The 23,278-nt window shown below is 70.9% G+C and carries 23 protein-coding genes and 1 pseudogene; 9 read left to right on the forward strand and 15 right to left on the reverse strand.

Annotated elements, in window-relative coordinates; translation table 11 throughout:
• Positions 1 to 179: 179 nt before the first annotated feature.
• From Actob_RS19975 to Actob_RS19990, 4 genes are all read right to left on the reverse strand, one after another.
• On the reverse strand, positions 180 to 1,631 hold the full coding sequence (locus Actob_RS19975; RefSeq protein WP_284921815.1) for a PepSY-associated TM helix domain-containing protein: 1,452 nt from the start codon (positions 1,629 to 1,631) through the stop codon (positions 180 to 182).
• A gap of 253 nt (positions 1,632 to 1,884) precedes the next feature.
• Positions 1,885 to 2,745 carry a class II fructose-bisphosphate aldolase gene (locus Actob_RS19980; RefSeq protein WP_284921816.1) on the reverse strand — a complete coding sequence of 287 codons (861 nt, stop codon included), beginning with the start codon at positions 2,743 to 2,745 and terminating at the stop codon, positions 1,885 to 1,887.
• On the reverse strand, positions 2,739 to 3,743 hold the full coding sequence (locus Actob_RS19985) for a 1-phosphofructokinase family hexose kinase (RefSeq protein WP_284921817.1): 1,005 nt from the start codon (positions 3,741 to 3,743) through the stop codon (positions 2,739 to 2,741). The genes Actob_RS19980 and Actob_RS19985 overlap by 7 nt, the downstream gene beginning before the upstream one ends.
• A gap of 210 nt (positions 3,744 to 3,953) precedes the next feature.
• Positions 3,954 to 4,727, reverse strand: a complete 774-nt coding sequence (locus tag Actob_RS19990; protein ID WP_284921818.1) for a DeoR/GlpR family DNA-binding transcription regulator — start codon at positions 4,725 to 4,727, stop codon at positions 3,954 to 3,956.
• A gap of 121 nt (positions 4,728 to 4,848) precedes the next feature.
• On the opposite strand from Actob_RS19990, the gene Actob_RS19995 reads away from it, so the two are divergent.
• From Actob_RS19995 to Actob_RS20005, 3 genes are all read left to right on the forward strand, one after another.
• Positions 4,849 to 5,787, forward strand: coding sequence for an SIS domain-containing protein (locus Actob_RS19995; RefSeq protein ID WP_284921819.1), 939 nt, complete (start codon positions 4,849 to 4,851; stop codon positions 5,785 to 5,787).
• 102 nt (positions 5,788 to 5,889) lie between these two features.
• A complete protein-coding gene (locus Actob_RS20000; protein WP_284921820.1) occupies positions 5,890 to 6,750 on the forward strand; it encodes a hypothetical protein in 861 nt (286 codons plus the stop codon).
• 121 nt (positions 6,751 to 6,871) lie between these two features.
• Positions 6,872 to 7,288 (forward strand): hypothetical protein, encoded by a 417-nt coding sequence (locus tag Actob_RS20005; protein ID WP_284921821.1) that lies wholly within the window; start codon positions 6,872 to 6,874, stop codon positions 7,286 to 7,288.
• Between the two features lie 105 nt (positions 7,289 to 7,393).
• Here Actob_RS20005 and Actob_RS20010 read toward each other — a convergent pair whose 3' ends face one another.
• Entirely contained in the window at positions 7,394 to 8,020 is a 627-nt protein-coding gene (locus tag Actob_RS20010) for a DUF4360 domain-containing protein (RefSeq protein WP_284921822.1), read from the reverse strand.
• A 436-nt stretch (positions 8,021 to 8,456) separates the two neighbouring features.
• On the opposite strand from Actob_RS20010, the gene Actob_RS20015 reads away from it, so the two are divergent.
• Positions 8,457 to 9,047, forward strand: a complete 591-nt coding sequence (locus tag Actob_RS20015) for a DUF4360 domain-containing protein (protein ID WP_284921823.1) — start codon at positions 8,457 to 8,459, stop codon at positions 9,045 to 9,047.
• 306 nt (positions 9,048 to 9,353) lie between these two features.
• Here Actob_RS20015 and Actob_RS20020 read toward each other — a convergent pair.
• The 4 genes and pseudogenes from Actob_RS20020 to Actob_RS20035 form a co-directional block, all read right to left on the reverse strand.
• Positions 9,354 to 9,879: pseudogene (locus Actob_RS20020) on the reverse strand (IS30 family transposase); the annotation flags it as partial.
• Positions 9,880 to 9,954: 75 nt separating this feature from the next.
• Complete coding sequence (locus Actob_RS20025; protein ID WP_284921824.1) at positions 9,955 to 10,935, reverse strand: phytanoyl-CoA dioxygenase family protein; 981 nt, start codon at positions 10,933 to 10,935, stop codon at positions 9,955 to 9,957.
• 114 nt (positions 10,936 to 11,049) lie between these two features.
• On the reverse strand, positions 11,050 to 11,652 hold the full coding sequence (locus tag Actob_RS20030) for a hypothetical protein (RefSeq protein ID WP_284921825.1): 603 nt from the start codon (positions 11,650 to 11,652) through the stop codon (positions 11,050 to 11,052).
• Positions 11,649 to 12,521 (reverse strand): ATP-binding cassette domain-containing protein, encoded by an 873-nt coding sequence (locus Actob_RS20035; RefSeq protein WP_284921826.1) that lies wholly within the window; start codon positions 12,519 to 12,521, stop codon positions 11,649 to 11,651. The genes Actob_RS20030 and Actob_RS20035 overlap by 4 nt, the downstream gene beginning before the upstream one ends.
• A gap of 260 nt (positions 12,522 to 12,781) precedes the next feature.
• Between Actob_RS20035 and Actob_RS20040 the strand changes: the two genes are divergently transcribed.
• Positions 12,782 to 13,213, forward strand: coding sequence for a universal stress protein (locus Actob_RS20040; protein WP_284921827.1), 432 nt, complete (start codon positions 12,782 to 12,784; stop codon positions 13,211 to 13,213).
• Between the two features lie 12 nt (positions 13,214 to 13,225).
• On the opposite strand, the gene Actob_RS20045 is transcribed toward Actob_RS20040, so the two are convergent.
• Complete coding sequence (locus Actob_RS20045) at positions 13,226 to 13,867, reverse strand: TetR/AcrR family transcriptional regulator (protein ID WP_284921828.1); 642 nt, start codon at positions 13,865 to 13,867, stop codon at positions 13,226 to 13,228.
• 176 nt (positions 13,868 to 14,043) lie between these two features.
• A complete protein-coding gene (locus tag Actob_RS20050; protein WP_284921829.1) occupies positions 14,044 to 15,255 on the reverse strand; it encodes a multidrug effflux MFS transporter in 1,212 nt (403 codons plus the stop codon).
• A gap of 35 nt (positions 15,256 to 15,290) precedes the next feature.
• Here Actob_RS20050 and Actob_RS20055 point away from each other — a divergent pair, with 35 nt between their 5' ends.
• Positions 15,291 to 15,731 carry a MarR family transcriptional regulator gene (locus Actob_RS20055; protein WP_284921830.1) on the forward strand — a complete coding sequence of 147 codons (441 nt, stop codon included), beginning with the start codon at positions 15,291 to 15,293 and terminating at the stop codon, positions 15,729 to 15,731.
• 9 nt (positions 15,732 to 15,740) lie between these two features.
• On the opposite strand, the gene iolC is transcribed toward Actob_RS20055, so the two are convergent.
• The 3 genes from iolC to Actob_RS20070 form a co-directional block, all read right to left on the reverse strand.
• Positions 15,741 to 16,703 carry a 5-dehydro-2-deoxygluconokinase gene (gene iolC, locus Actob_RS20060; RefSeq protein WP_284921831.1) on the reverse strand — a complete coding sequence of 321 codons (963 nt, stop codon included), beginning with the start codon at positions 16,701 to 16,703 and terminating at the stop codon, positions 15,741 to 15,743.
• Between the two features lie 16 nt (positions 16,704 to 16,719).
• Complete coding sequence (locus Actob_RS20065) at positions 16,720 to 17,013, reverse strand: YciI family protein (RefSeq protein ID WP_284921832.1); 294 nt, start codon at positions 17,011 to 17,013, stop codon at positions 16,720 to 16,722.
• Positions 17,014 to 17,226: 213 nt separating this feature from the next.
• Positions 17,227 to 18,300 carry an alkene reductase gene (locus Actob_RS20070; protein WP_284921833.1) on the reverse strand — a complete coding sequence of 358 codons (1,074 nt, stop codon included), beginning with the start codon at positions 18,298 to 18,300 and terminating at the stop codon, positions 17,227 to 17,229.
• Positions 18,301 to 18,461: 161 nt separating this feature from the next.
• On the opposite strand from Actob_RS20070, the gene Actob_RS20075 reads away from it, so the two are divergent.
• Positions 18,462 to 19,028, forward strand: coding sequence for a TetR/AcrR family transcriptional regulator (locus Actob_RS20075; protein ID WP_284921834.1), 567 nt, complete (start codon positions 18,462 to 18,464; stop codon positions 19,026 to 19,028).
• Between the two features lie 70 nt (positions 19,029 to 19,098).
• On the opposite strand, the gene Actob_RS20080 is transcribed toward Actob_RS20075, so the two are convergent.
• The gene (locus tag Actob_RS20080; protein WP_284921835.1) at positions 19,099 to 19,668 is read right to left on the reverse strand and encodes a TetR/AcrR family transcriptional regulator; all 570 of its coding nucleotides are present in this window, start codon (positions 19,666 to 19,668) and stop codon (positions 19,099 to 19,101) included.
• Between the two features lie 158 nt (positions 19,669 to 19,826).
• Here Actob_RS20080 and Actob_RS20085 point away from each other — a divergent pair, with 158 nt between their 5' ends.
• Complete coding sequence (locus Actob_RS20085; RefSeq protein WP_284921836.1) at positions 19,827 to 20,546, forward strand: ABC transporter ATP-binding protein; 720 nt, start codon at positions 19,827 to 19,829, stop codon at positions 20,544 to 20,546.
• The gene (locus Actob_RS20090) at positions 20,543 to 22,963 is read left to right on the forward strand and encodes an FtsX-like permease family protein (RefSeq protein WP_284921837.1); all 2,421 of its coding nucleotides are present in this window, start codon (positions 20,543 to 20,545) and stop codon (positions 22,961 to 22,963) included. The genes Actob_RS20085 and Actob_RS20090 overlap by 4 nt, the downstream gene beginning before the upstream one ends.
• The last annotated feature ends 315 nt before the right edge of the window (positions 22,964 to 23,278 follow it).

The raw sequence follows: 23,278 nt of genomic DNA on the forward strand, positions 1-23,278 counted from the left end.
GCATCGCAGCCCGACCGGCGCGGGCGGTGTTCCGCCGAGCTCGGCTGCGGCTGCGGGTCGGCGATGTGGCTCCGCGGGCGCTGACGGACGCGCAGTGGGATGAGCTGTTCGCGGCGCCCTGATCCAGTCCCGCGGTTTAGCCGGACCTGACCCGGCTGCCCGCGCCCGGCGACGGGCGGCTACTGCCTGGCCGGGGCCGGGCTGACCGGAATGTTCGGGCGGCGGCGCCCACGCAGGCCGGTGAGGACCAGGTCCAGCGCCAGGAAGGCCAGCAGCGGGACGCCGAACAACGGCAGGAACCAGCCGACGGCGAAGAGCACCGGCAGTCCGACCGCGATCGCCGAGTTCGGTAGGCCGGTCCAGTTGCCACCGGCCGGCGCGACGCCGACCAGTGCCCGGCGGCCGGCCCGGGTCGGGCGGCGCTGCCACCACATCCGGTAACCCCAGATGATCACGCAGATCAGGCCCAGCGCCAGCGCGGCGAGCACGATCTGGTTGGGCAGGCCGAACAGCTGGCCCATGTGCGCGTAGATGCCCCACTGGGTGAGCTTGGCCAGCAGCGGCCAGTCGGCGAAGTCGATCCGTTGAACGATGGTGCCGGTGGAGTCGACGGCGACGCTGTCGCGGCCGACCGGCCAGAGGCTGTCGTTGCCGGTGACGCTCCAGGCGGTGGCCGCATCGGCCGGGACGGTGATCGAGACGGCGCCGGTGATCCCGGCGTCGCGAGCGCTCCGCAGGACCGTGGTGATCGCGGCCGGGTCGACGGCCGCTGTACTGGAGCCGCCCGTGGTCGTACCGCCGTGGTGCCCACCAGCGGTGGCCGGAGCCGCGGCCCCGACCAGGTCGGTCGAGACCGCGGGGCGGCTGGCGTCGAGCGAGTCGATCAAGTCGTTGAAGTTCTCGCCGGCGTGGCCGGACCAGGTCAGGCCGGTCGCGGACAGAAACAGCAGACCGATGGTGATCCACAGGCCGGTGGCGGCGTGCCAGCCGCGGGTGCGGCGCACACCCTTCTTCGCGGCCAAGTCCGGGACGAACATGCGCCGGTTGCGGTCACGCTGGCGGCGCCACCACAGGATCACGCCGCCCAGCGCGAGCACCCACAGCCAGCTGGCGGCCAGTTCCGAGTACAGCGCGCCGGTCTCGCCCAGGTGCAGGTTGGCGTGCAGGTTGTCCAGCCACTCGTTGAGCGGGGTGGCGGCCCACCAGGTGGTCAACTGGCCGGTGACCTTGCCGGTGTACGGGTTCACGTACACCGTGTGCTGGTGGTCCGCGTCCAGGGACGGGTCGCTGAAGTCGACCTGGGTGGTGGCGCTGCCCTCGCCCGGGCGGACGGTGACCAGATCACCCGCGGGGTGCGCGGCTCGGGCGGCGGCGACCTGGTCGGCCATCGGCAGGGCCGGGCTGCCCGGGGTGTCGACGGTCAGCTCGGTGCTGTAGACGGCCTTCTCGATCTGCGGGGTGAACGCGAACAGGATGCCGGTGGTCGCCGCGACCAGCAAGAACGGGGCGACCAGGATCCCGGCGTAGAAGTGCAGGCGCAGCAGCAGCCCGCCGAAGGCGGAGGGCTGTCTGGGTGATCTGGCCGGTGTCGCGGCCTGCTCCTGGGTGGTGAGGTCGGGGGTAACGGCCATCGGCTGTCCTCGTCGAGGTGTCGGCGGCGCGCAACGGGTGCGCCGGCATCCAGGGGGTTGCAGTCGACGCGCCAGGAATCGCGGTGGAGCGTCGCACCGATAGTCGCGACAAGCCGCTGATTGGTTCCCCGCTCGTTCTCCGAAGTTGCGGACCAGCTGTCAGCCGGCGCTTGGTGAGACGGCCGGGCGGTCCACGCGCCAGGCCGTGACCAGGCTTTTCGCGGGCGCGGGCGCGTATCACTTCGTGCTGGGTTCACGCCCCGCGCGCCGAGGCCACCTGTCCCGGAGTGAGCAGGCGCAGCACCGCGGCGACCGTGCCGGCCATCGCGGTCCGGGCCGGCGTCAGGTAGCGCCGAGGGTCGACGAGTTCCGGCCGTTCGTCGAGCGTGGCTCGGACCGCGCCGGTGAAGGCGGTGTTCAGCGCCGTACCGATATTGATCTTCACCATTCCGCCGCGCACCGCGGCGGTCAGCTCGTCGTCCGGCACGCCCGACGAGCCGTGCAGCACCAGCGGCACCGGGACCGCCTGCCGCAGCCGCACGATCAGGTCCTGGTCGAGCCGCGCCGTGCGGTCCAGCATCGCGTGCGACGAGCCGACCGCCACCGCGAGCGCGTCGACGCCGGTGGCGGCCACGTAGGCGGCGGCCTCCGCCGGATCCGTCCGGACGCCCGGCGCGTGCGCGCCGTCCTTGCCGCCGACCTCGCCCAGCTCGCTCTCCACCCACAGGCCCGCCGCGTGACAGGCCGCCGCGGCGCTCGCTGTCGCTGCGACATTTTCCCGGTACGGCAGGTGCGACGCGTCGACCATCACCGAGCCGAACCCGTTCGGGGCGGCCTGGTCGAGCAACTCGGCGGAGACGACGTGATCGAGGTGCAGGGCCACCGGCACGCCGGCTGTCGCCGCGACGGCACGGGCGGCGGCCGCGATCGGGGCGAGCCGACCGTGGTGGAAGCGCACCGCGTTCTCGCTGATCTGCAGGATCACCGGGCAGCCGGCGGCCTCGGCCCCGCTGACGATCGCCTCGGCGTGCTCGACGGTGATCACGTTGAAGGCGCAGGCCGCCCCGCCGCGGGCTCGCACCGCCGCGACAAGCTCGCCGGTCGGGGTCAGCACGGTATTCCTCCAAGTTCGCGAAAGTCCTGGTAGACGGTGTGGTCGAAGGCTCCGGCGACCGGGCTGGCCACGGCGGCGGCACCGAGCGCGACGGCGTCGGCGAGCAGCGCGGGCCAGGCGGTGCCGTCGCGCATGCCGCGGGCCAGCGCGGCCGCGCACGCGTCGCCCGCCCCGGTGGGATTGCCGGTGACGGGCCGCGGCGGGACACAGTGGAACTCGGCGTCCGGGGTGATCGCCCGCAACCCGGCCACCCCGTCGGTGACCACGACGGCGCCGCTGGTCAGGCCGCGCACTGCCGCGCTGGTGAGGCCGGATCGTGGGACGCTCGGCTCGGCGGCGCTGGTGGTGCCGGTGGATGGGTCGGCCGGCTCCGCGTGGGGGACGCCGGACGGTGGGTCGGCCGGCGCCGCGCCGGCGACGGCGGACAGCAGGTCGGCCAGCTCGGCGGCGTTCGGTTTGGTCACCGTGGGGCCGGCGGTCAGGCCGTGCGCCAGGGCGGGGCCGCTCGTGTCGAGCAGGACGGGAACACCGGCTTCGGCTGCCAGGTGCGTCAAATGGGCGTACCCGTCGATCGGCACGCCTCGCGGGAGGGAACCGCAGAGCGCGACCACCGGCGCGCCCCTGATCAGGCGGCCGAAATGATCGACGAACCGGGACCACTCCGCGGTCGTGACCACCGGGCCCGGCTCCCAGAACCCGGTGGCGTCCGCGGCGTCGACGACCGCGACCGTGCGCCGGGTCTCGCCGGCGACCGGCACGAAGGACGACGGTACGCCCTCCGCGTCGAGCAGCCGCGCGACGAAGGCGCCGGTCGGGCCGCCGAGCAGGCCGGTGGCGAGCACCGGTTCGCCGAGCGCGTGCAGCACGCGGGCGACGTTGAGGCCCTTGCCGCCCGCGCGCTCGGAAACCGCGGACACGCGATGCGTGCGGTGCGGGACGAGGTGGGTGATCGGGTAGGTGAGGTCGAGCGCTGGATTGAGGGTGACGGTGACGATCATGCGGGCTCCCGTGCGGAGGAGATGCCCCGGCACGGGCTCGCGGTAGCGCGACACCTCTGCGGCCCGACGGGCGCCCCGATTCCAGCTGACCGAACGCTCACCTGTCAATAGCGATCATGCACGTTTGGCTGTTCAGGATGCGCATATGAACATTTTGAGTTTGCCGTTTGGCGGTGGGCCGCTGCCTCGACGGGCGGCCGGACGCCGGGCTCAGGCGCCCGCGACGACCACCTCGGTGCCGGTCCGGCGGATCGCGTCGAGGGCGGCCGGGTCGGCGCTCGCGTCGGTGACCAGCGTCGCCACCCCGGTGATCGGGCAGATGCCGGCCAGGCACACCTTGCCGACCTTGGAACCGTCGGCGACCACTATCACCCGGTCGGCGCGACGGATCATGGTGGCGTTGGTGTTCGCCTCGATCTCGTCGTGCGTGGTCAGGCCGCCGCGGGCGCTGATCCCGTCCACACCGACGACGGCGACCGCCATGTTCAGCCCCTGCAACGCGTGGTCGGCGATCGGGCCGACCAGCTCGTAGGACTGGGTCCGGGACACCCCGCCGGTCATCACCAGTTTCAGCCGCGGGCGCAGGGCCAGCTCGGCGGCGATGTTCAGCGCGTTGGTCACCACGGTCAGGTCGACCCGTTCGGCGAGCAGCCGGGCCAGCAGGTGCGTCGTGGTGCCGCCGGTCAGCCCGAGGGTGAGCGGGCCCCTGGGCAGCAGGTCCGCGGTGGCCTTGGCGATCAGTGCCTTCTCCTCGCGGTGCTGGCCGATCCGGTAGCGCACCGGCAGCTCGTAGGCGACGTCGACGGCCACGGCTCCGCCGTGGGTGCGGGACAACAGCCGCTGATCCTCGAGGTTCTGCAGGTCACGGCGGATGGTGGCGGGGGAGACGCCGAACTCCTCGGCCAGCTGCCCGGCGTCGATCGAGCCGGCCCCGGACAGCCGTTCGAGAATGGCCGAGACCCGGTCGGCGCGACGCAGCGACATGAGTGTCTCCCCCACCTGGTGATCGAATACGCGGCCAATATAGCGCCCGGCGCGCACTTGAGAATGCTCGTTTGGTGCTCGGATCTTGTGAAACGCGCACGAACGAGCATAATCCTCGGACATGAACAGCACGCTCCACGAGGTCTTCAGCCAGCCCGCGACCTGGCGGAAGACCGAGCCGCTCACCGCCGGCGCCCACCGGGAGCTGGCGGCACCCGGCGAGCGGATGCTCCTGCTCGGCTGCGGCACCTCCTGGTTCGTCGCACAGAGCATCGCCGAGCTGCGGGAGAGCGCCGGTCTGGGCGAGACCGACGCGGTCTGCGCCTCCGAGTACGTGCCGCGCCGCCACTACGACCGGATCGTCGCGATCACCCGTTCCGGCACCTCGACCGAGGTCCTGGACGCGCTGCGCCGCGCGCCGGCCGGGGTGCGGCGAGTGGCGGTGACCGCCGTCGACGGCGAACCCGTCGACGACCTCACCGACGCGCGGCTGCTGCTCGACTTCGCCGACGAGCGGAGCGTGGTGCAGACCCGCTTCCCCACGTCGGTGCTGGCACTGGTGCGCCGGGCGTACGGAAACAATCTTGACGGGGTGATCGCGGACGGTGCGGCGGCTCTGGCCGCAAGCCTCCCCGCGGACCCGGAGGCCGTCGACCACCTGGTGTTTCTCGGCACCGGCTGGACAGTGGGCCTGGCGCACGAGGCCGCGCTGAAGGTGCGCGAGGCGGCGCAGGCGCACGCCGAGTCCTATCCCGCGATGGACTTCCGGCACGGGCCGGTGGCGGTGGCGGGGGAGCGGAGTCTGGTCTGGTCGCTCGGCGACGTGCCGGCGTCGCTCGACGAGACGGCCCGGGCCGCGGGAGCGATCGTCCACCGCGACGACCGGGACCCGCTGGCGCAGCTGATCCTCGCCCAGCGGTTCGCGATCGCCCTGGCCGAGTCGCGTGGCCTCGACCCGGACCGGCCCCGCCTGCTCACCAGATCTGTCCTGCTCGGCGCGGTGATCGGACATGTAGCTCCAGCAGAAGGCTCTGACACGAGCGTTGCGGGACGGCGATGACGGGTATGCCTGGCCACACCTCAAGAGTCGTGCCAGGCACCTGGTTCTCGTCGGCCGGTCCCGCATAGCGTGACCGCGTCCGTTCGGCATTAGGAGCAGGTCATGACCTCTGTGGCGTCCCCGCCGCGAACTCCCGCCCGGCCCGCCGCGTTGGCCGCGCTCATCGTGATGGTGCCGACGCTCGTCATCGCGTTCGTCCTCGGCCCGCCGCGGCTGTCCGGGGACCGCGCGCTGGGCGAACCGGGTGGGATGGAGGCGGCGTTTCGCGCGGCGCTGGTCGACTACTGGCGATCGCGGGACCTGACCCGGCCGCCGGCGGTGCAGCGACTGGTCGACTACTGGTTCCGGTGGCACTTGATCAAGATCGGGATCTCCGCGCTGATGCTGATCGTGCTCGTCGCGCTGACCGTCATGCTGTGGCGTGCGTTCCTGCGCACCGACCGGCGCGGCGCGGGACGCACGGCCGTCCTGGTGTCGGCCGGCGTCGCCCTTCCGATGGCGACGTTGTTCACGTTGTTCGTGTTGGACGTCAACATCAACACCACGGTGGTGCCGTTCCCCGCGTTGTTCCCGTTCCTGGTCGACGGCGCTGCACCCGATCCGGCTCTGGCCGGTGTCCTGGAACAGGCCAAGGCTCAGCTCGCCGGATCACACCTAGCGGGTGGTTACACGCCACCCGCGCTGCGCGACATGGTGGGCGAGTTCGCCCGGTATCACACAGTGCTGGCCCTGATCGACGCCGGCACGATGGTCGCCTTCGCCGGCCTGGCGGTCGTCCTGTGGAGGCGCTTCGCCCGGGCAGCGAGGGCGGACCGCCGGACGAAACGGGTCCTGGGTTGGTTCGGCGCCGTCGCGGTGGTGGCTGCGCTGCTCACGATGGTGTTCGTTGTCGCTAATGTGTCCGCCGCGCTAGACCCGGCACCAGCCCTCCTGGCCCTACTCAACGGCAGCGACGACTTCTGACGGTTAAGAGCGCCTAGGCTTGTCGTTCAACCGTCAGCCCTACCGGCGCCGCGGCGGAGCAGCCCGCTGCGTCGGGTCAATGGCAGCTACAGGGAGTGCCGGCCGACAGTGTCGGCCGGCCATGCGCGCCGCTCAGCAGGATCCGCGGTTCGCCGCGACCATCAACCTGGACGGCGGCGTCAACACCGGCCAGGGCCCCCGGCGCCAGCCCGCTCTCGCGCTGACCCACGAGGTCCGGGACCGGGCGGACGCCGACTTCGTCGCGCGGGTGTCCAAGCTGTTCGACGGCGGCCGGGCGACCAGCGATCGGCTCGGTGTGCCCGGTAGTGCCCACCTCAGTTTCACCGGTGCCCCGCTCTTTCTGCCGCCGATTCCCGCGCTGGTGGGTTCGCTCGGCCCGGCGGAGAGTGTCCGGATGACGGTGGAGACCAGCCCCGCGTTTTCGCCGTCGCCACGGCGCGCAGCCGGGCGCCGGCCTGGCCGCGACGCTGGCGGCGTACGGCGAACTGTCGGTGATCGGCCCGCCGCCGGGCGCTGACAGCGGCCCGGCTGGTCGCCTGCTGCTTCGTCCGCCTGGGGCGGACCGGCGAGGTGCGGTCGGCTCAGCGGGCCCTCCGTCACGGGGAGGGCCCGCTCATCGAGGTCAGCAGGAGGACAGGCTGAAGTTGAAGAGGGTGTCGACATCGCCCTCGGTGGTGTTCATCGACATCGTGCTGGTGCTGGTGGAGGAGCCGGCGTTGACCCGCAACTCGGTATTGACGTTGAGAACGCTCTGGGAGCCGCACGCGGTGTAGGTCAGCACGGGGGCCACGTCCCAGGTCGTCCAGAGGCCGGACCAGGGCCCGCTGAACGTCACGTCCTTGCGCTCGGTCGCCGAGGACCCCTGCCAGTAGTAGCTGGTGCGCTGCAGGGCGCTCGCTCCGGACTTCAGGTTCGCCCGGCCACGGTAGTTGGCCGAGGCGATGGCGACGGTCCAGCCGTCCGGGATGGTCACCAGGACGCCGAGCTGGCAGTTCTTGCGACGGTCGACGACGTCGGCGTCCCCGCCCGCCGCGGCGACGAAGTCGTGATATCTGACCCGGAACCCGGTGTCGTCGCCGTTGCTGTAGACCGAGGCGGTGCCCGGGGCGCAGCCCGATCCGCTGGCGGCGATCACCTCGACGGTGATCCTGGCCGCGGCGGCTCCGGTGGCGGCGTGTGCGGGGGTGCCGAGCGGGAGCGCGAGGGCCGTGGCCAGCGCGGCCGCCAAGACGCGATTGCTGTTTTTCATAGAAATCCTTCCGGGCATGGTTTTATCAGGGACGACCGCATTGACTCTTGAGTCATTCCAGAACGGCTGCCGTCACATCCGCGACAACCGTAGTGGCGCTGATAAGTCATACACAAGCATCAATTTCATATTGATCTACATCGAACTGTGGAGCGTACGGAGCGGGTAGCCGCCGATGGGTCGGGAGTGCGGTCAAAAGCGGGCATACCTGGCAATAAGTCGGCGCTTAAGCGGCTTATGTTCGGGTTCGTGCCTCGGCGACCTCTTTCTCGATGGGCTTCAAGAACCTCGCCGACCTCGGCGGCGGCTATTGACTTACATTGAAGTGAATCAATAGCTTGACTCCGGCCCGCCTCGACCCCGAAGGGATAAGAGAATGAAAGATTTGTTAACTCGTGCCGGCGTTGCGCTCGCGGTCCTCACGTCCTCGCTGCTCATGGCATCGCCAGCGTCCGCGGGACTCATTCTCACCGACCCGCCGCCCACCGACGAGATCTCCATCCACCTGGTCGCCATGGCGGGCTCCGGCTGCGCGCCGGGGACCGCCGACGTCGCGATCTCGCCGGACCACTCCGCGTTCACCGCGATCTACAGTGCCTACCTGGCGCAGGCCGGCCCCAGCGTCCCGGTCACCGAGAACCGTAAGAACTGCCAGCTCAACGTGCTGGTCAACGCGCCGTCCGGGTACACCTTCGCGATCGCCAAGGTGGACTACCGGGGATACGGATTCCTGCAGCGCGGCGCGACCGCCCAGCAGCGGGCGAACTACTACTTCCAGGGCATGTCGATGGGCAGTTACGCCAACCACCCGATCGCCGCGCCCCTGGACGACAACTGGATCGCCACGGACGAGGTCCCGATCGCGTCGCAGGTCTTCCGCCCCTGCGGCGAGCAGCGCAACCTCAACATCAACACCGAGCTGCGGGTCACCAAGGGAACCTCGACCGACGTCAGCTACCTGACGATGGACTCCACCGACGGCAGCATCGAGACGATCTACCACTTTTCCTGGATGCGCTGCCACTGACCGTGGTGCCGGGACGTCGGGCGGCCTCGGTCCCGAGCGGGCCTGGCGGCTCGGCGTCCCGACCGGCAGGGTGCGGGGCAAGGCGAGGTTGGATGCGTCCAAGGCACGGTACGGAGGCGGGCCGCCGCGGAGACGGTGTGCGCGGCATGATCTGCGCCAGGGCGTTGGACCGGCGCCGCGATCGCCTCGCTGAGCGCTCGGCCCGGACTTGAAGGTCCGGGCGCTCAGCGAGGCTCACCTCGTCCCGGCTGCCTCTTTCGCCAGAGCCTGCCGGTCGACCTTGCCGTTCGTCGTCAGTGGAAGGGTGTACTGGCGGAGCGGGCCGTTGGTGTTCTCGTTGGAGCCGCGTTGCCAGGGGCTGGCTGGGTCGCAGAAGTCGACCGGTGTGCTGGTGGCTGCGGTGAACTCGGCATGCCGGCCCATCTCGACGCCCCGGTCCCAGGCGAGCGACTGTGGCAGTCCTGCTGGAAGGGTCGAGAACGTGGTGATGAGCCGGTCGCAGAAATGTGCGGCGTTGCGGCCCTGTGGCAGGTGGACGAGGAGGACGTCGCGGGTGGTGCGCTCGACCAGGGTGCCGATGACCGGGCAAGGCGCGGTCGTCGGCGGTGGCGGGCCGGTCGTGAATTCTCTTCGAGCGGTCGGTGAACCGCGGTGTCCGCTGCTCGCGGCTGCGACGACGCTTGCGATAAGTGCGACCCGTGCGCAGCAGCGGCAAGCGACTGCGAATTAGCCCGCCGCGATCGGGCCGATACAACGCCTGGTAGATCGTTGCGGGCGTGAGCCGCAGCTCCGGCCGGTCAGGATGCTGCGACGGCAGGGTCCGGCAGATCTTTGTTCGCTTGCTCCGAACCGGCACCTGGTGGCTTACGTGGACGACGGGGCTCGGGCACGGCAGCTCCTGAACGGGTCAGGTGTTGCGACGACCGTGAGAACCTAAGCCGCCCGGGCCCCGGGTGCCCATGTCAGCGCTTCGCTTCCTGACTCGCCGGTCGCCAGGGCGAAAGGTCGCGCCTCGGATAGCGCAATGCCATGCCTGCCAAGGTCTCAGGCGTCCAGTAAGGGTGTCCGGGCCGGGGGAAACCGAGGACCTGCAGTTGCCGCGGGGTGGCGCGGCTGACGAACTCGACCCACTCGCTCGTGAAGCTCTTCGCCGCCCAACCGACCCGCTGTCCCCACTGCAGGCCGGCCGGCCGGAAGCACAGATGCATGCTGTACTGCGCCCCCTAGGTGCGCTCAGCTGCGTACCGCGGTGATAGGTCCCTGGCTCGAAGGCGATGACGGTTCCCGCCGGCCCCGCACCGGAGACCTCCGCTTCGTAGAGCTGTGGATCGGCCTCGGCCACGAACCGATCGGTACCTTCCTGTCCCGGCGGCAGCAACCAGTTGGGAACGGCGGGCAGGTGCGCGGTGTGCTTACGGGAGACCAGATGCGGCGGCCCGAGCTCCTCGGGAACGTCGTTGAGGAAGACGAACATCTCGACCTGCTGGCAACCCGGCGTGGTACTGGGCACCAACACGGTGTGGTTGAGATAGTCACGGTGCAGGGCCTGGTCGTAGTCGCAAGCGCCGGTGTACTTGGCCCAGGCCTCCGCCCCGTACAGGTGAAGATCGTCGTCCCCCAGCAGCGCCTCAGCCAGCGCCAGGATGCGATGGTTCACGGCCGCCAGGCTGATCTCCGCGCTGGCGAACGGGAAGGTGTCGATCCCAGCGAACTCGTCGCCAATGAAACGCTCGTGACGCGGATCGGTGCCGTCATGGAACCCGTCAGCCGAGGGGAACAACAGGTCCAGTTCCCCCAGCGCTGATGTCAACTCCTCCGCGGGCAAGAAGCCTGGGAGGATCACGAAACCGTCGGTCCGCCAGGCCTGCGCCGCCGCTGTGAGGTCCATCGGGCCAGGATCAGTGACCCGAGTTCGCCAGGCAACCACTTTTCTGTAGCGCCGCCGTGCTCACAGCTACCGGGACCCCGGATAACCCAGCGTTCGTCCCGGGGCGACAGCCGGTCAGTCGCCCGTCAGGTCGCGGCGGATCGACCAGGCCGCCACCGGCAGCGCCGCCACCGTCCACGCCGCCAGCGCCAACAGTCCACGCGTGTCGCCGGCCGAGGCCATCAGGAAGCTGCTGAACGGCAACGGCTCCTCCAGCCTGCCGATCAGCCCTTCCGCGAAGATCAGCCACCCGAGGTATCCCACCAGCAGCCAGAGCGGCTTCCTGATGATCGTCGCGTTGGCTACCCCGAAGATCGCCATCAGTGGGGTCGCGGTCAGCGTCCTGACGTACTGCGCCGCCTCCCCGCTGAAGACCACCGTGATCCCGCTGACCGCCACCAGCACGACACCCATGAGCACCGCCACCATGCACTGCACGGCCAGCACCCCGACCCGCTGCGGCCGGCCGAGGAACACCAGCAAGGCGGTGCGGTGCTGATAGTGCTGCGCGGTGGTCATCACCGCGGTGCTGAACGTGCCGAGCCCGGCCAGCAGGGCCCAGAAGTCCTCGTCGAACCAGCCGGTCAGGGCCGCGACGAACCCGAACCCGGCCAGCGCGATGATCGACGACGGCACGGTGAGAGCGCGGTACAGCTCGCTGCGCAGCACGGCGATCATGAGGCCTCCGCCAGGTTCAGGAAGACGTCCTCCAGATGGGGCGTCTCGGCGACCAGCTCGTAGAGCGGTACCCGCAGGTGCAGGGCCAGGTCGCCGGCGTCCTCCGCGGTGAGTCCCGAGACGAACAGCACGTTGCCGTCCGCGGTGACCTGGGCGCCGTGCCGTTCGAACGCCTGCCACAGCAGCGCCGGATCGCCCCCGCGCACCCGCAGGCGCGTCCCGCCGATCAGCCCGGCGAGTGGTCCGTCGTGCAGGACCCGGCCCTGCCCGATGACGACCACGTCGTCGGCCACCAGTTCCAGCTCGCTCAGCAGGTGACTGGAGATCAGCACGGTGCCGCCGTGCGCGGCGTGCCGGCGCAGCAGCTCGCGCAGCCAGGCCATGCCGGACGGGTCCAGGCCGTTGGCGGCCTCGTCGAGGATGAGCACGTCGGGCTCGCCGAGCAGCGCGGTCGCCACCGCGAGCCGCTGCCGCATGCCGAGCGAGTAGTTGCCGGTGCGCTTGGCCGCGGCCGCGTCCAGCCCGACGAAGTCGAGCAGCTCCTTGACCCGCCGGCGGGAGGCGCCGCTGAGCAGCGCCTGGGTGACCAGGTGGGTGTACCCGGTCTGGCCGGGGTGGGCCAGCCCCTGCTCCAGCACCGCGCCGACCTGCCGCAGCGGGTGCTTGAGGTCGCGGTATCGCCGGCCGTTGATCAGTGCGGCGCCGCGGGTGGCGCGGCTGAGCCCGAGCAGGATCCGCAGCGTGGTGCTCTTGCCGGAGCCGTTGAGCCCGACCAGCCCGGTGACCCGGCCCGGCGTGGCGGTGAACGTGACGTCCCGGATCGCGGTCACCCGCCGGTAGGTCTTGGTCAACTCGCGAGTCTCGATCATCAGCGCGCCTCAGCGCCGCCGCGCGTTCACGATCAGCAACGTGGCGATCACACCGAGCGTGAGGGCCACGCCGGCGCCGGACAGCAGGAGCAGCACGTGCCAGGGCTTGAGGGCATCCATGATCAGCGACCGTAGTGATCACTCAAGTCGGCGACATCGGCCAAAAGGAAGAGTTTGCCGATGGGTTCCCGCCGCATTACAGTCGACCTAAATGAACGGTAAGCGTTCAGTATGCGGCGCTGATGTCGGAGGAGGCTGCTGTGAAGCAGCGAGTGTTCGTCGTCGGCATCGACGGTTCCGAGTCGTCCCGACGGGCCGCCGCCTATGCCGTCGGCCTTGCCCGGCGCGAGAGTGCCCGGCTGATCGGCATCTATGTCCGCCCGCTGCCCAGCGGCATCGTGTCGCTAGCCGACGCCTCCGGCGCGGCGGCCAGCTCGGTGGTCGCCTCGCAGGACCAGGTGGTCACCGAGTTCCGTGACACGCTGCAGCGGGAGCGGACCCGGCTGGGCGTCGACATGGAGATCGTGGTGCGCCAGGGCGACCCGTTCACCGAGCTGTGCCAGGCGGCCAGGGAGCTCTGGGCGGACGCGGTGATCGTCGGCCGCTCGGAGGGCCTGCTGCACCGGATCGCCGGCTCGGTCGCCCAGCGCCTGGTCCGCTGCGGCCACTGGCCCGTCACCGTCGTCCCCTGAGGCGAAACCGCTTTACGGTACGCCCGGGGCGGCGCTCTCCCGGCCGGCCCGGTCCGGCGCGACCACCGCGTGCAGCAGAAAGCCCACCAGCTCCCGGGCATGTCCGGCCGCCCCGGCGGCCAGCGCCGCCCGCCGCTCCGGCGGCGTGGTCAGCGCGTGCATCATCGCCCCGCCCAGCAGGGTGTCCAGCAGCAACGTGACCGACGTGCCGGCCGGCAGCTCGCCCCGGCCGATCCCGCGCCGGACGATCGCCCGGGCCGCCGCGATCTGCGACGTGCGCAGCTGCGCGTAGTGCTCGGCAACGCCCGGAATGCTCGGCGCCTCCAGGTTCAGCCGCAGCGCCGCCCGGCTGGCCGGTCCGGTGTAGAGCTCGATCATCTGAGTCGCCAGCCGCACCAGGTCCCCGTGCAGCGTCCCGGTGTCCACGTCGCTGATCCGGGCCAGCCCGCCGCAGACCGCGTCGGTGAGCAGCTCTTCCTTGCTGTTCCAGCGCAGGTAGAGGGTCGCCTTGCCGATCCCGGCCCGGCGGGCCACGGTCTCCATCGCGAACCCGGCCCAGCCGGCGTCCCCGAACACGTCCAGAGCCGCCTGGTTGATCCGCCGATCCACCTCGGGGTCGCGCGGCCGCCCCACACCCGCCGACGTAGCGCTCATCGCCCCACTGTCGCACATTCCTGAACGCTCCCCGTCGGGATACCGCCCGGTACGCGGCTGCCGTGCTGACCCGCCGATGCGGCGTGGACCGCCCAGCATGCCCTCGACGTGCGCGCCTGAATCTGAGCGGGGGACGGGTTCGGGGCCGGCCGAGGGCCCCCGAACCCGGCGCGTGGTCAGCGGGCGGCCGGCCGCGGGCGGCGGACGACGAGCACGGCGAGCGCGGCCGTGGCGCAGACGACCATGGTGGCGCCCATGGCGGTGGTGGTGACATGCCCGGACAGGCTCATCGCGGCGGCCGCCAGGCTGCCGACCAGGAACTGCAGCAGGCCCTGCAGCGACGAGGCCGCCCCCGCGGCGGACGCGTGCCCGGCCAGCGCCAGTGAGGTGGCGTTCGCCAGGACGATGCCGAGCATCGAGACCAGCGGGAACAGGCAGCACAGCAGCAGCGGCAGCGGGAGACCGAACAGGCCGCAGGCCAGCACCCCGGCGGAACCCAGGACGGCGACGGTCAGGCTGATCCGCAGCAACCGGTGCTCGTCGGCGACACGGCCGACGAGCAGGCCGTTGACCTGGCCGAACATGACGATGCCCAGGCCGTTGAGGCCGAAGACCACGCTGAACTGCTGTGCGGAGAGTCCATAGGCGTCCTGCAGGACGAACGAGGACCCGGAGATGTACGCGAAGACGGCCGCGAACATCAGCGCCGCGGCGGCGACGTGGCGCAGGTACCGCTGATCGGCGCCGAGCGTACGGAAAGTCCGCAGCGTGCCGCGCGGGTGGGCCGGAGTCCGGCGCGGCGGCGGCAGCGACTCGGGCAGTGTGAAGACGACAGCGACCAGCAGGGTCGCGCCGACAGCGGCCAGCACCACGAAGACGGCCCGCCAGGTGGTGAACGTCAGCAGCTGGCCGCCGATGACCGGCGCCACGATCGGGGCCACCCCGTTGACCACCATCAGGCTGGAGAAGAACCGGGTCATCGCGATGCCCTCGAACAGGTCCCGCACCACGGCCCGGGCCAGCACGGTGCCGGCCGCCGCGCCCAGCGACTGCAGGACCCGGCCGGCGAGCAACCAGCCGACGGTGGGCGCCAGGGCGCACCACAGCGATCCGGCCACATACAGCGCCATGCCCGCCAGCAGCGGACGGCGCCGGCCCCAGGCGTCGGAGAGCGGGCCGACGATCACCTGTCCGACGGCCAGCCCGACGACGAAGACCGTCAGGGTGAGCTGCACCGGCAACGCGCCGGTGTGCAGCTCGTCCGCCATGCCCGGCATGGCCGGCAGGTACATGTCGATGGTCAGCGCGCCGAACGCGCTCAGCGAGCCCAGGATCAGGGCCAGCCGCGCCCGCTGTCCGGGCCGGGCCGCGGTTTGAGTTATGAGCACATAATTATCCTGCCATAATCCACTAGGCTGGGGCCATGCCCCGTGACGATGCCGACGCCGCCCTGGCCGACCTGGCCGACCTGATCCTCAACGTCGGCCGGCTGGTGCGTGCCCGGACTCCCGAGGAGAGTCCGCACGTGGTGCCGCTGAACGAGACGGAACGGCAGGTCATGCGCGTCGTCGACCTGTACCCCGGTGCGGCGCCGAGCGAGATCGCCCGGCGGACCCGGCTGCAGCGCACCAACGTCAGCACGGCGCTGCGTTCGCTGGAGGGCAAGGGGATGATCTCGCGCGTCGCCGCCGCCGGTCGCGGCGTGGCGGTGCACCCGACCGAGCTCGCCGCGGCCAACTTGCGGGTGCTGCGGGCCGGCTGGGCGCGGGAGCTCAGCGGCGTCCTGGGCGACGATCTCGACGCGGTCCGCCGCTGCACGGCACTGCTCAGCCGACTGGAGCAGCAGCTCACCGCCGACGAGTAGCCGGGGACGTCAGCGCCCCGGCCGTACCCGAGGGTGTGTGTCGAGCAGAAGTTGCACCTCGGCCTCGTCGGGCATGGCGGTCGAGCAGGCCAGGCGGCCCGCGACGATCGCGCCGGCCGCGTTCGCGAACCGCAGGATCCGGCGCAGGTCCCATCCGGACAGCAGACCGTGCACGAGGGCGCCACCGAACGCGTCGCCAGCGCCCAGGCCGTTGACGACCTGGACGGGCACCGGTGGCACCTCGACCCGTTCGTCGCGGGTCTTGGCCAGGACGCCTTCCGGTCCCCGCTTGACGATGGCCAGTTCCAGCCCACGGTCGAGGAGGGCGTCCGCGGCGCGGTCGGGATCCGTCTCGCCGACCGCGACAGCGCACTCCTCGCGGTTGCCGACCGCCACGGTCACCCCATGCAGTGCGCGCCCCACCTGCTCGGCGGCCTGGGCCGGATCCGGCCAGAACATCGGGCGGTAGTCGAGGTCGAGCACCGTGTGCGGCCGGCGGCCCCGGGCCGCCCAGGCGACGTGGTGCGCCTCGCGCGACGGTTCCTGGGACAGCCCGGTGACGGTCGACCAGTACACGCGCGCCTCGCGGATGGCGTTCAGCGGCAGCTCGGCGGGTTCGATCAGCAGGTCCGGGGCGATCGGGTAGCGGTAGAAGTAGAGCGGGAAGTCGTCCGGCGGGAAGACCTCGCAGAAGGTGACGGGCGTCGGCGGCCCGGTCACCGTGCCGATGAACCGCGGGTCGACACCGAGCCGTTCGGCCTCGCGAGCCACGTACCGTCCGAAGGGGTCGTCGCCGGTCCGGGTCACCAGGGCCACGCGGCGGCCGTAGCGGGCCGCGGCGACGGCGACGTTGGTGGCGCTGCCACCGAGGAACTTCTCGAACGTCCGCACGTCCGCCAGCCCGACGCCGTGGTCGAGCGGGTAGATGTCCACACCGGTGCGACCCGTCGCGACGAGGTCGAAGGCCGTCATCGTCTCAGCGTAGACGTCATCTGGCCGGCATCAGGAAGTCCAGCCGCGGGTCGGCCGTGCCCGGCGTGATTTCCAGGATCTCGGCGTCGACGACCCGGTGGATGACGAACGGGTCGGCGTCGACTCGCTGCTGCAACTGCGGTAGGGACACGTTGTGTGCCAGCACGGCGCCCCCGAGTCCTGGCTGGATGCCGCCCACGAGCAGAAATACTTGATCTTCCAAACCTAGCTTGATCCACTGCTGGTGGCCGGGCATGTGCTCGCCGGCGGCGGCCTTGTTGTCAGTGAACCGGAGCAACACGATGAACATGCGGTTCCTTTGCGGGTTGGGTCTTGGCGGATGTGACGATGCAGGTGCGCCGAGGGTGTCGGCGAGTATCGCGAGGCCCTGGCCGGAAGCCGGGCCATAGGCAGGCGATCGTGTCGGCAGAGCCCGCTGACGCGGTAGATCGCGTCCGCGGGCTCCTCGCCGCACGTGACGTCGCCGGCGACTTCGGGGCCGGGGATCGTGTTTCAGAGAGGGTCAGGCGTCGTACGCCGGGTAGTCGATGTATCCGAGTGGACCGCCTGTGTAGAAGGTGGATGGGTCGGCGGCGTTGAGGGCCAGGCCGTCGCGGTAGCGGCGGACCAGATCGGGGTTGGCCAGGAAGGGGACGCCGAAGGCGACGAGGTCGGCGGCACCGTCCCGGATCGCTGTCTGGGCACGGGCGAGGTCATAGCCGTTGTTGGCGATGTAGGTGCCGGTGAAGGCGGCGCGAAGACTGCGGTAGTCGAGGCCGCTGGTTTTCGTCGTCATGTCACCTTCGAGCATGTGGACATAGGCGAGGTCGCGGGTCCGGAGTTGTTCGAGGAAGTACCGGAAGTGTGCCTGTGGGTCGGAATCCGCCATCGAGTTGAAGCTGTTCTCGGGGGTGAATCGCACTCCCACCCGGTGTGCCGGCCACACTGCGCACGTCGCGTCGAGGATTTCGTTGAGCAGGCGCATCCGGTTGCGGGCACTGCCTCCGTACGCGTCGGTGCGGATGTTGCTCGCATCGCGCAGAAACTGGTCGACGAGGTAGCCGTTGCCGGCATGGATTTCGACGCCGTCGAATCCGGCATCGAGCGCCCGTTTGGCGGCATGCTCGAATTGGGCGACGACCTCCGGTACCTCGTGGGCTTCGAGCTGGCGTGGCGTGACGAATTCCTGAAGCCCCGAAGGGGTGAACGTGTGGCCCGACGGCCGTAGCGCCGAGGGCGCCACGGGGGTGCTGCCGTCCGGCAGCAGGCTCGGGTGCGAGATCCGCCCACAGTGTTGCAGCTGGACGAAGACGTGGCCTGATTCGGCGTGGACCGCCTCGGTGAGGCGGAGCCAACTGGCTGCCTGGGGCTCGGTGTGAATGCCGGGGGTGTTGGGGTAGCCGACGCCCTGGGCCGAGACGGGAGTGGACTCGCTGATGATTAGGCCTGCGGCGGCACGCTGCCGATAGTGGGTGACCATCATCGGCGTGACGACCCCGTCATGGTCGGCGCGATTGCGGGTCAGCGGGGCCATGACCATTCGGTTGGCGAGGGTCAGATCTCCCAGGGGGAACGGCTCGAAAAGGCCGGTGTGCACGGTGACCTCCGCTAGTCTCCACTTATTAGGACGAGTGCCCTAGGACGAGAGGCTAGGACGATTGACCTAGAGACGTCAAGCCGAAGCTCCCTGCCGGCCGATCATGTAGGACGGGTGACCTAAGGGGTGTTAGGATTTGCGCCCTGACGAGGGGATGTGTGATGGGCAGGGCCAGGGCGACCCGAGAGCAGATCATCGAGGCGGCCGATCGGTTGTTCTATCGGCAGGGGTACGAGCACACGTCGTTCGCCGCGATCGCCGAGGCCGTCCAGATCTCGAGAGGGAACTTCTACTACCACTTCAAGACGAAGGACGACATCCTGGCGGCCGTGATCGATGCCCGTCTCGCCGAGAGGCGGCGGATGCTCGAGCGCTGGGAGGCCGAGGAGCCCACGCCCGCCGGGCGGATCCGCAAGTACATCGAGATTCCGCTGACCAATCGGGCTGACGTCCAGATGTACGGGTGCCCGGTAGGCACCCTGAGCACCGAGCTGGCGAAGTTGAACCATGCGTCGTTCGCTGAGGCCAACAGCGTGTTCACCCTGTTCCGCACCTGGTTGCGCGAACAGTTCGCGCTACTGGGCCACGAATCGGAGGCCGACGCGCTCGCCATGCACGTCATAGCGTTCAGTCAGGGCGTTGCGACCTTGGCGAACGCCTTCCGCGACGAAGGTTTCATCTGGCGCGAGGTGAAGCAGATGTCCGACTGGCTGACCGCTTACGAATAGGCTCAAACATCCGCATGCGCCTTGAGCGGCAGGTCTCGCGTGTTGACCAAGCTGAGACTTCAGTTCCTGGTCAGGCGGAACTCGACCCGCGCAGCCCGGGCATGACGAGAGTTTGGAAGATGCGGTCGGCGTCCTCGGCCGCCAGCTCCGGAGCGCTGGTGAGCCACCAGTCGAGCAGGGACAGGTAGGCGCCGACGACGTAGTGGGCGACCGCCTCGTCCGGGATGCGGGGCGGGCGGCCGGGCGCCGCGGCCAACTCGGTGCGGACCACCTCGGTGAGCACGTCTTGGATCCGGGCGAGCACCGGCGTCCGATTGCCCCGGCCGAACAGCGCGCCGCCCAGCCGGCGCTGGCCCGCGACGTGTCGCAGCAGGGGCAGGCTGAACCGCAGGCCATGCTGGGTGCCGCCGACCGGCTTGGCGGGGGCGGCCAGGATCGACTGCAATTCGCCGAGGGTGTCGTGCAGCAGCTCGTCCTTGTCGGTGTAGTGGTTGTAGAACGTGGACCGGCCGACGTCGGCGCGGTCGATGATCTCGTGGACGGTGACCGCCTCGTATCCGCGCTCGGCCATCAGGCTCAACAGCGCGTCGCGCAGCGCGGCGCGGGTACGACGGACCCGGCGATCCGGTGTTGTGGCCATCGTCACTCCTCGTTCCTGGACGGCGAGGCGCTGGGGTGTCCAGATCGGCGCACTCGCGCCTGGACTGTTCCTTGCCCCGCTCCTTGCTGGACGGAGACCCTCTTTTCGGACCCGATGTCCAGAAATGAATCTACCGTCCAGCAGGGGAGCGCACCAGCATGGAAGTGTCCGGCACCGTCATCTCCGTACGCGATCTGGTGAAGGACTATCCCGGGCCAGCCGGCCGGGTCGCCGCTGTGCGCGGCATCGATCTGGACGTCGACGCCGGCGAGTTCGTAGCGGTGGTGGGCCGCTCGGGCAGCGGGAAGACCACGCTGCTGAACATGCTCGCCGGCATCGATCAGCCGACGTCGGGGGAGATCCGGGTGGCCGGCCAGCGCATCGACGAGCTGCGCGGCTCGCGGCTGGCCGCCTGGCGCGGCCGTACGATCGGGCTCGTCTTCCAGTTCTTCCAGCTGCTGCCGACCCTGACCGTGGCGGAGAACGTGATCCTGCCGATGGACCTGTGCCGGACCGTGCCACCGCGGCGCCGGCGGGGCCTGGCCCTGCAACTGCTGGACCGGGTCGGTATCGCCGAGCAGGCCGACAAGCTGCCCGCCACGCTGTCCGGCGGGCAGCAGCAGCGCGCGGCCATCGCCCGGGCGCTGGCCAACCGGGCGCCGGTGCTGCTCGCCGACGAGCCGACCGGCAACCTCGACTCGGCCACCAGCGAGTCGGTGCTCGGGCTGTTCGCCGAGCTGGCCGCGGACGGCAACACGGTCGTGATGGTCACGCACGAACGCGACCTCTCCGGATACGCGACGCGGCAGGTCACCTTGGCGGACGGCCTGATCCGCGCGGACGTGCGCGCGTGCGCCGAGCCGGGTGGCCGATCGTGATCAGCCTGCTGCGGTTACGCAAGGTGGCCCGCGACGCGTGGCTCACCCGGACCCGGATCGCCATGATGGTCGTGACCATCGCGCTCAGCGTTCTCGCGGTGAGCGCCTTCCTGTCCGCGCGGGCGATCCTCGGCCGGGAGATCGCCGGCAACTACGCGGCCACCCGCCCCGCCTCGGCCACCCTCAACGTGCCCGCCGGCGTCGACGCCGCGACTCTGGGCGCGGTGCGCGCCGTGCCGGCGGTGACCGACGCGGCCGCGCGGACGTCCGTGCTCGCCCGGGTCAGAGTGGGCGCCAGCCCATGGCGGGTGCTGATGCTGTTCGCGGCCGATGCCGATGATCCGCGCCGGGTGGCCACGGTCGCCACCGCTCCCGGTGCCTGGCCACCTCCAGCCGACGGGATGCTGCTGGAGCGCACCGCGCTGCCGTTCCTCGGCGTCGCCGCCGGCGACCGGGTGACCCTGCAGGTTCCCGGCGCGGCGCCCACACCGATGACCGTGTCCGGCGCGGTGCACGACGGCGCGGTGGCGCCCGCGTCGCAGGAACAAACCGCTTACGGGTACGTCACCACGGCCGCACTCACCAGGCTCGGCGCGCCGGCCGTCCGGAACCAGCTGAAGATCGTCGTCGGGGACCGGACCGGACCGTCCGGCGACCAGCAGCGGATCGAGGCGGTGGCCCAGCAGGTCGCCGGTGTGCTGGCGGAGCGCGGCCAGCCGGTCACCCGCGTCGACGTGCCACCGCCGCTGCGCCACCCGCACCAGGGCCAGATGACCATGGTGGGTTTCAGCCTGCTGGCGTTCGGGCTCACCGCGCTACTGCTGTCGGCGATCCTGGTCGCCACCATGCTCGGCGGCATGCTGGCCGGCCAGATCCGCCAGATCGGCGCGATGAAGGCGGTCGGCGCCCGTACCGGCCAGGTACTCGGCATGTACCTGGTCCAGGTCACCGCCATCGCGTTGCTGGCCACCGCGCTGGCCGTGGCGCCGGGAGTCGCGCTCGGCCGGTTCCTCGCCGAACGCGGCGCGCGACTGCTCAACCTGGACCTCACGAGCGAGGTGATCCCCGGCTGGGTGTACGCGGTCACCCTGCTGGCCGGCGTCGGCGTGCCGCTGCTGGTGGCGCTGGCGCCACTGATCCGCGGCAGCCGCGTGTCGGTCCGTCAGGCGATCGACGACCACGGGACGGCCAGCGTCCGCGCGACCGGCGCAGGCCCACTGAGCCGGCTGCCCGGCGTCAGCAGCGGCCAGCGGCTCGCACTGCGCAACCTCTTCCGCCGGCGTGGACGGCTGGCCCTGACCGCCGGCCTGCTGGCCGTCGCCGGCACCATGTTCCTCACCGGTCTGAACACCGCCGGTGGCTGGGCCGCCCTGGTCGACCAGGGCATCGCGCAGCGGCATTACGACCTCGAGGTACGGCTGCACCAGCCGTACTCCGCGGGCCGCCTGACCGCACTGGCGACCGGCGTGCCGGGAGTCACCGGCGCCGAGGCCTGGGGCCGCACCCCCACCACGATGCACGAGGCCGGTCGGGTCGACGTCGCGCACGTCTATCCGGACGACGCGCACGACAGCTTCACCGTGCTGGCGCCGCCCGCCGACACCGCGCTGCTGCGGCTGCCGCTGCTGGCCGGCCGGTGGCTGCGGGCCGGTGACACCGACGCGGTGGTCATCAACCATCTGGTGCCGGCGCAGCAGGCGCCGGGCATCCGGGTCGGCGATCCGATCACGCTGAGCGTCGCCGGGCGGACCGTCACCCGCACTGTGGTGGGGATCGTCTCCGATTTCGGCACCCAAGGCACCGCGTACCTGACCAGCCAGGAGTACGCGGCTGTGACCGGCACGACGGGGCAGGCTCAACTGCTGCGGGTGGTGACCGGCCGGCACGACGCCGCCAGCCGCGAGGCCGCCCTGGACGCCCTGGAGCGGGCGCTTGGTGCCGCCGGGATCGCCATCGAACAGGATCTCACCGTCGACACCCTGCAGGCCGCACTTGACGGGCACGTCCTGGTGCTCGCCGACGCGCTGATCGCCATCGCCGTCCTGACCGCGGTCGTGGGCCTGCTCGGGCTGGCCTCGGCGATGAGCACCAGCATCACCGAACGCACCCGCGAGTTCGGGGTGCTGCACGCGATCGGCGCGACGGCGACGGCGGTCCGCGGGATCGTCGTCACCGAAGGGGTCCTCACCGGGGTCTTGAGCCTCGCCGTCGCGCTGGCCGCAGCGCCGGGGCTGACCCTCGCCTTCGGCCGGTTCATCGGCACCCAGGCGTTCCGTCAGCCCCTGCCCTACGAGTTCTCGGCCGCCGCCCTGGCCCTCTGGACGCTGCTGGCCCTGGGCGGGGCCGCCCTGGTCAGCGCAGCCGCCGCCCGCCGGGCGTCCCGGCTGACCGTCCGCGAAGCACTCGCCACCGTGTGATCCCGACAAAGGAGAATGTCATGCCCCGCCCGCGCACCATCCTGCTGATCATCCTTGGCGCAGCGATCCTGCTGGCCACGATCCACTTCACCATCAACGGCCTGCCGGCGCTGTCCGATCTGAACCCGCACAGGAACTGAGTCTCCGTCGGCGGGCCGCCTCGCGGCCCGCCGACGAAGTTCCCTGGTGGTGAGCCGCCGCCGAATCGCTCGCCGGAGGCCACCCAGTACTCCTTCAAGATCACACTGAACGTCCTGACCAGGACCTACAGCGACGCCGGCGCTTCGTCCGCGACCCCGGCGCCAGCGATCACCG

Origin of the sequence: Actinoplanes oblitus (assembly GCF_030252345.1) — a bacterium.
Lineage (GTDB): Bacteria > Actinomycetota > Actinomycetes > Mycobacteriales > Micromonosporaceae > Actinoplanes > Actinoplanes oblitus.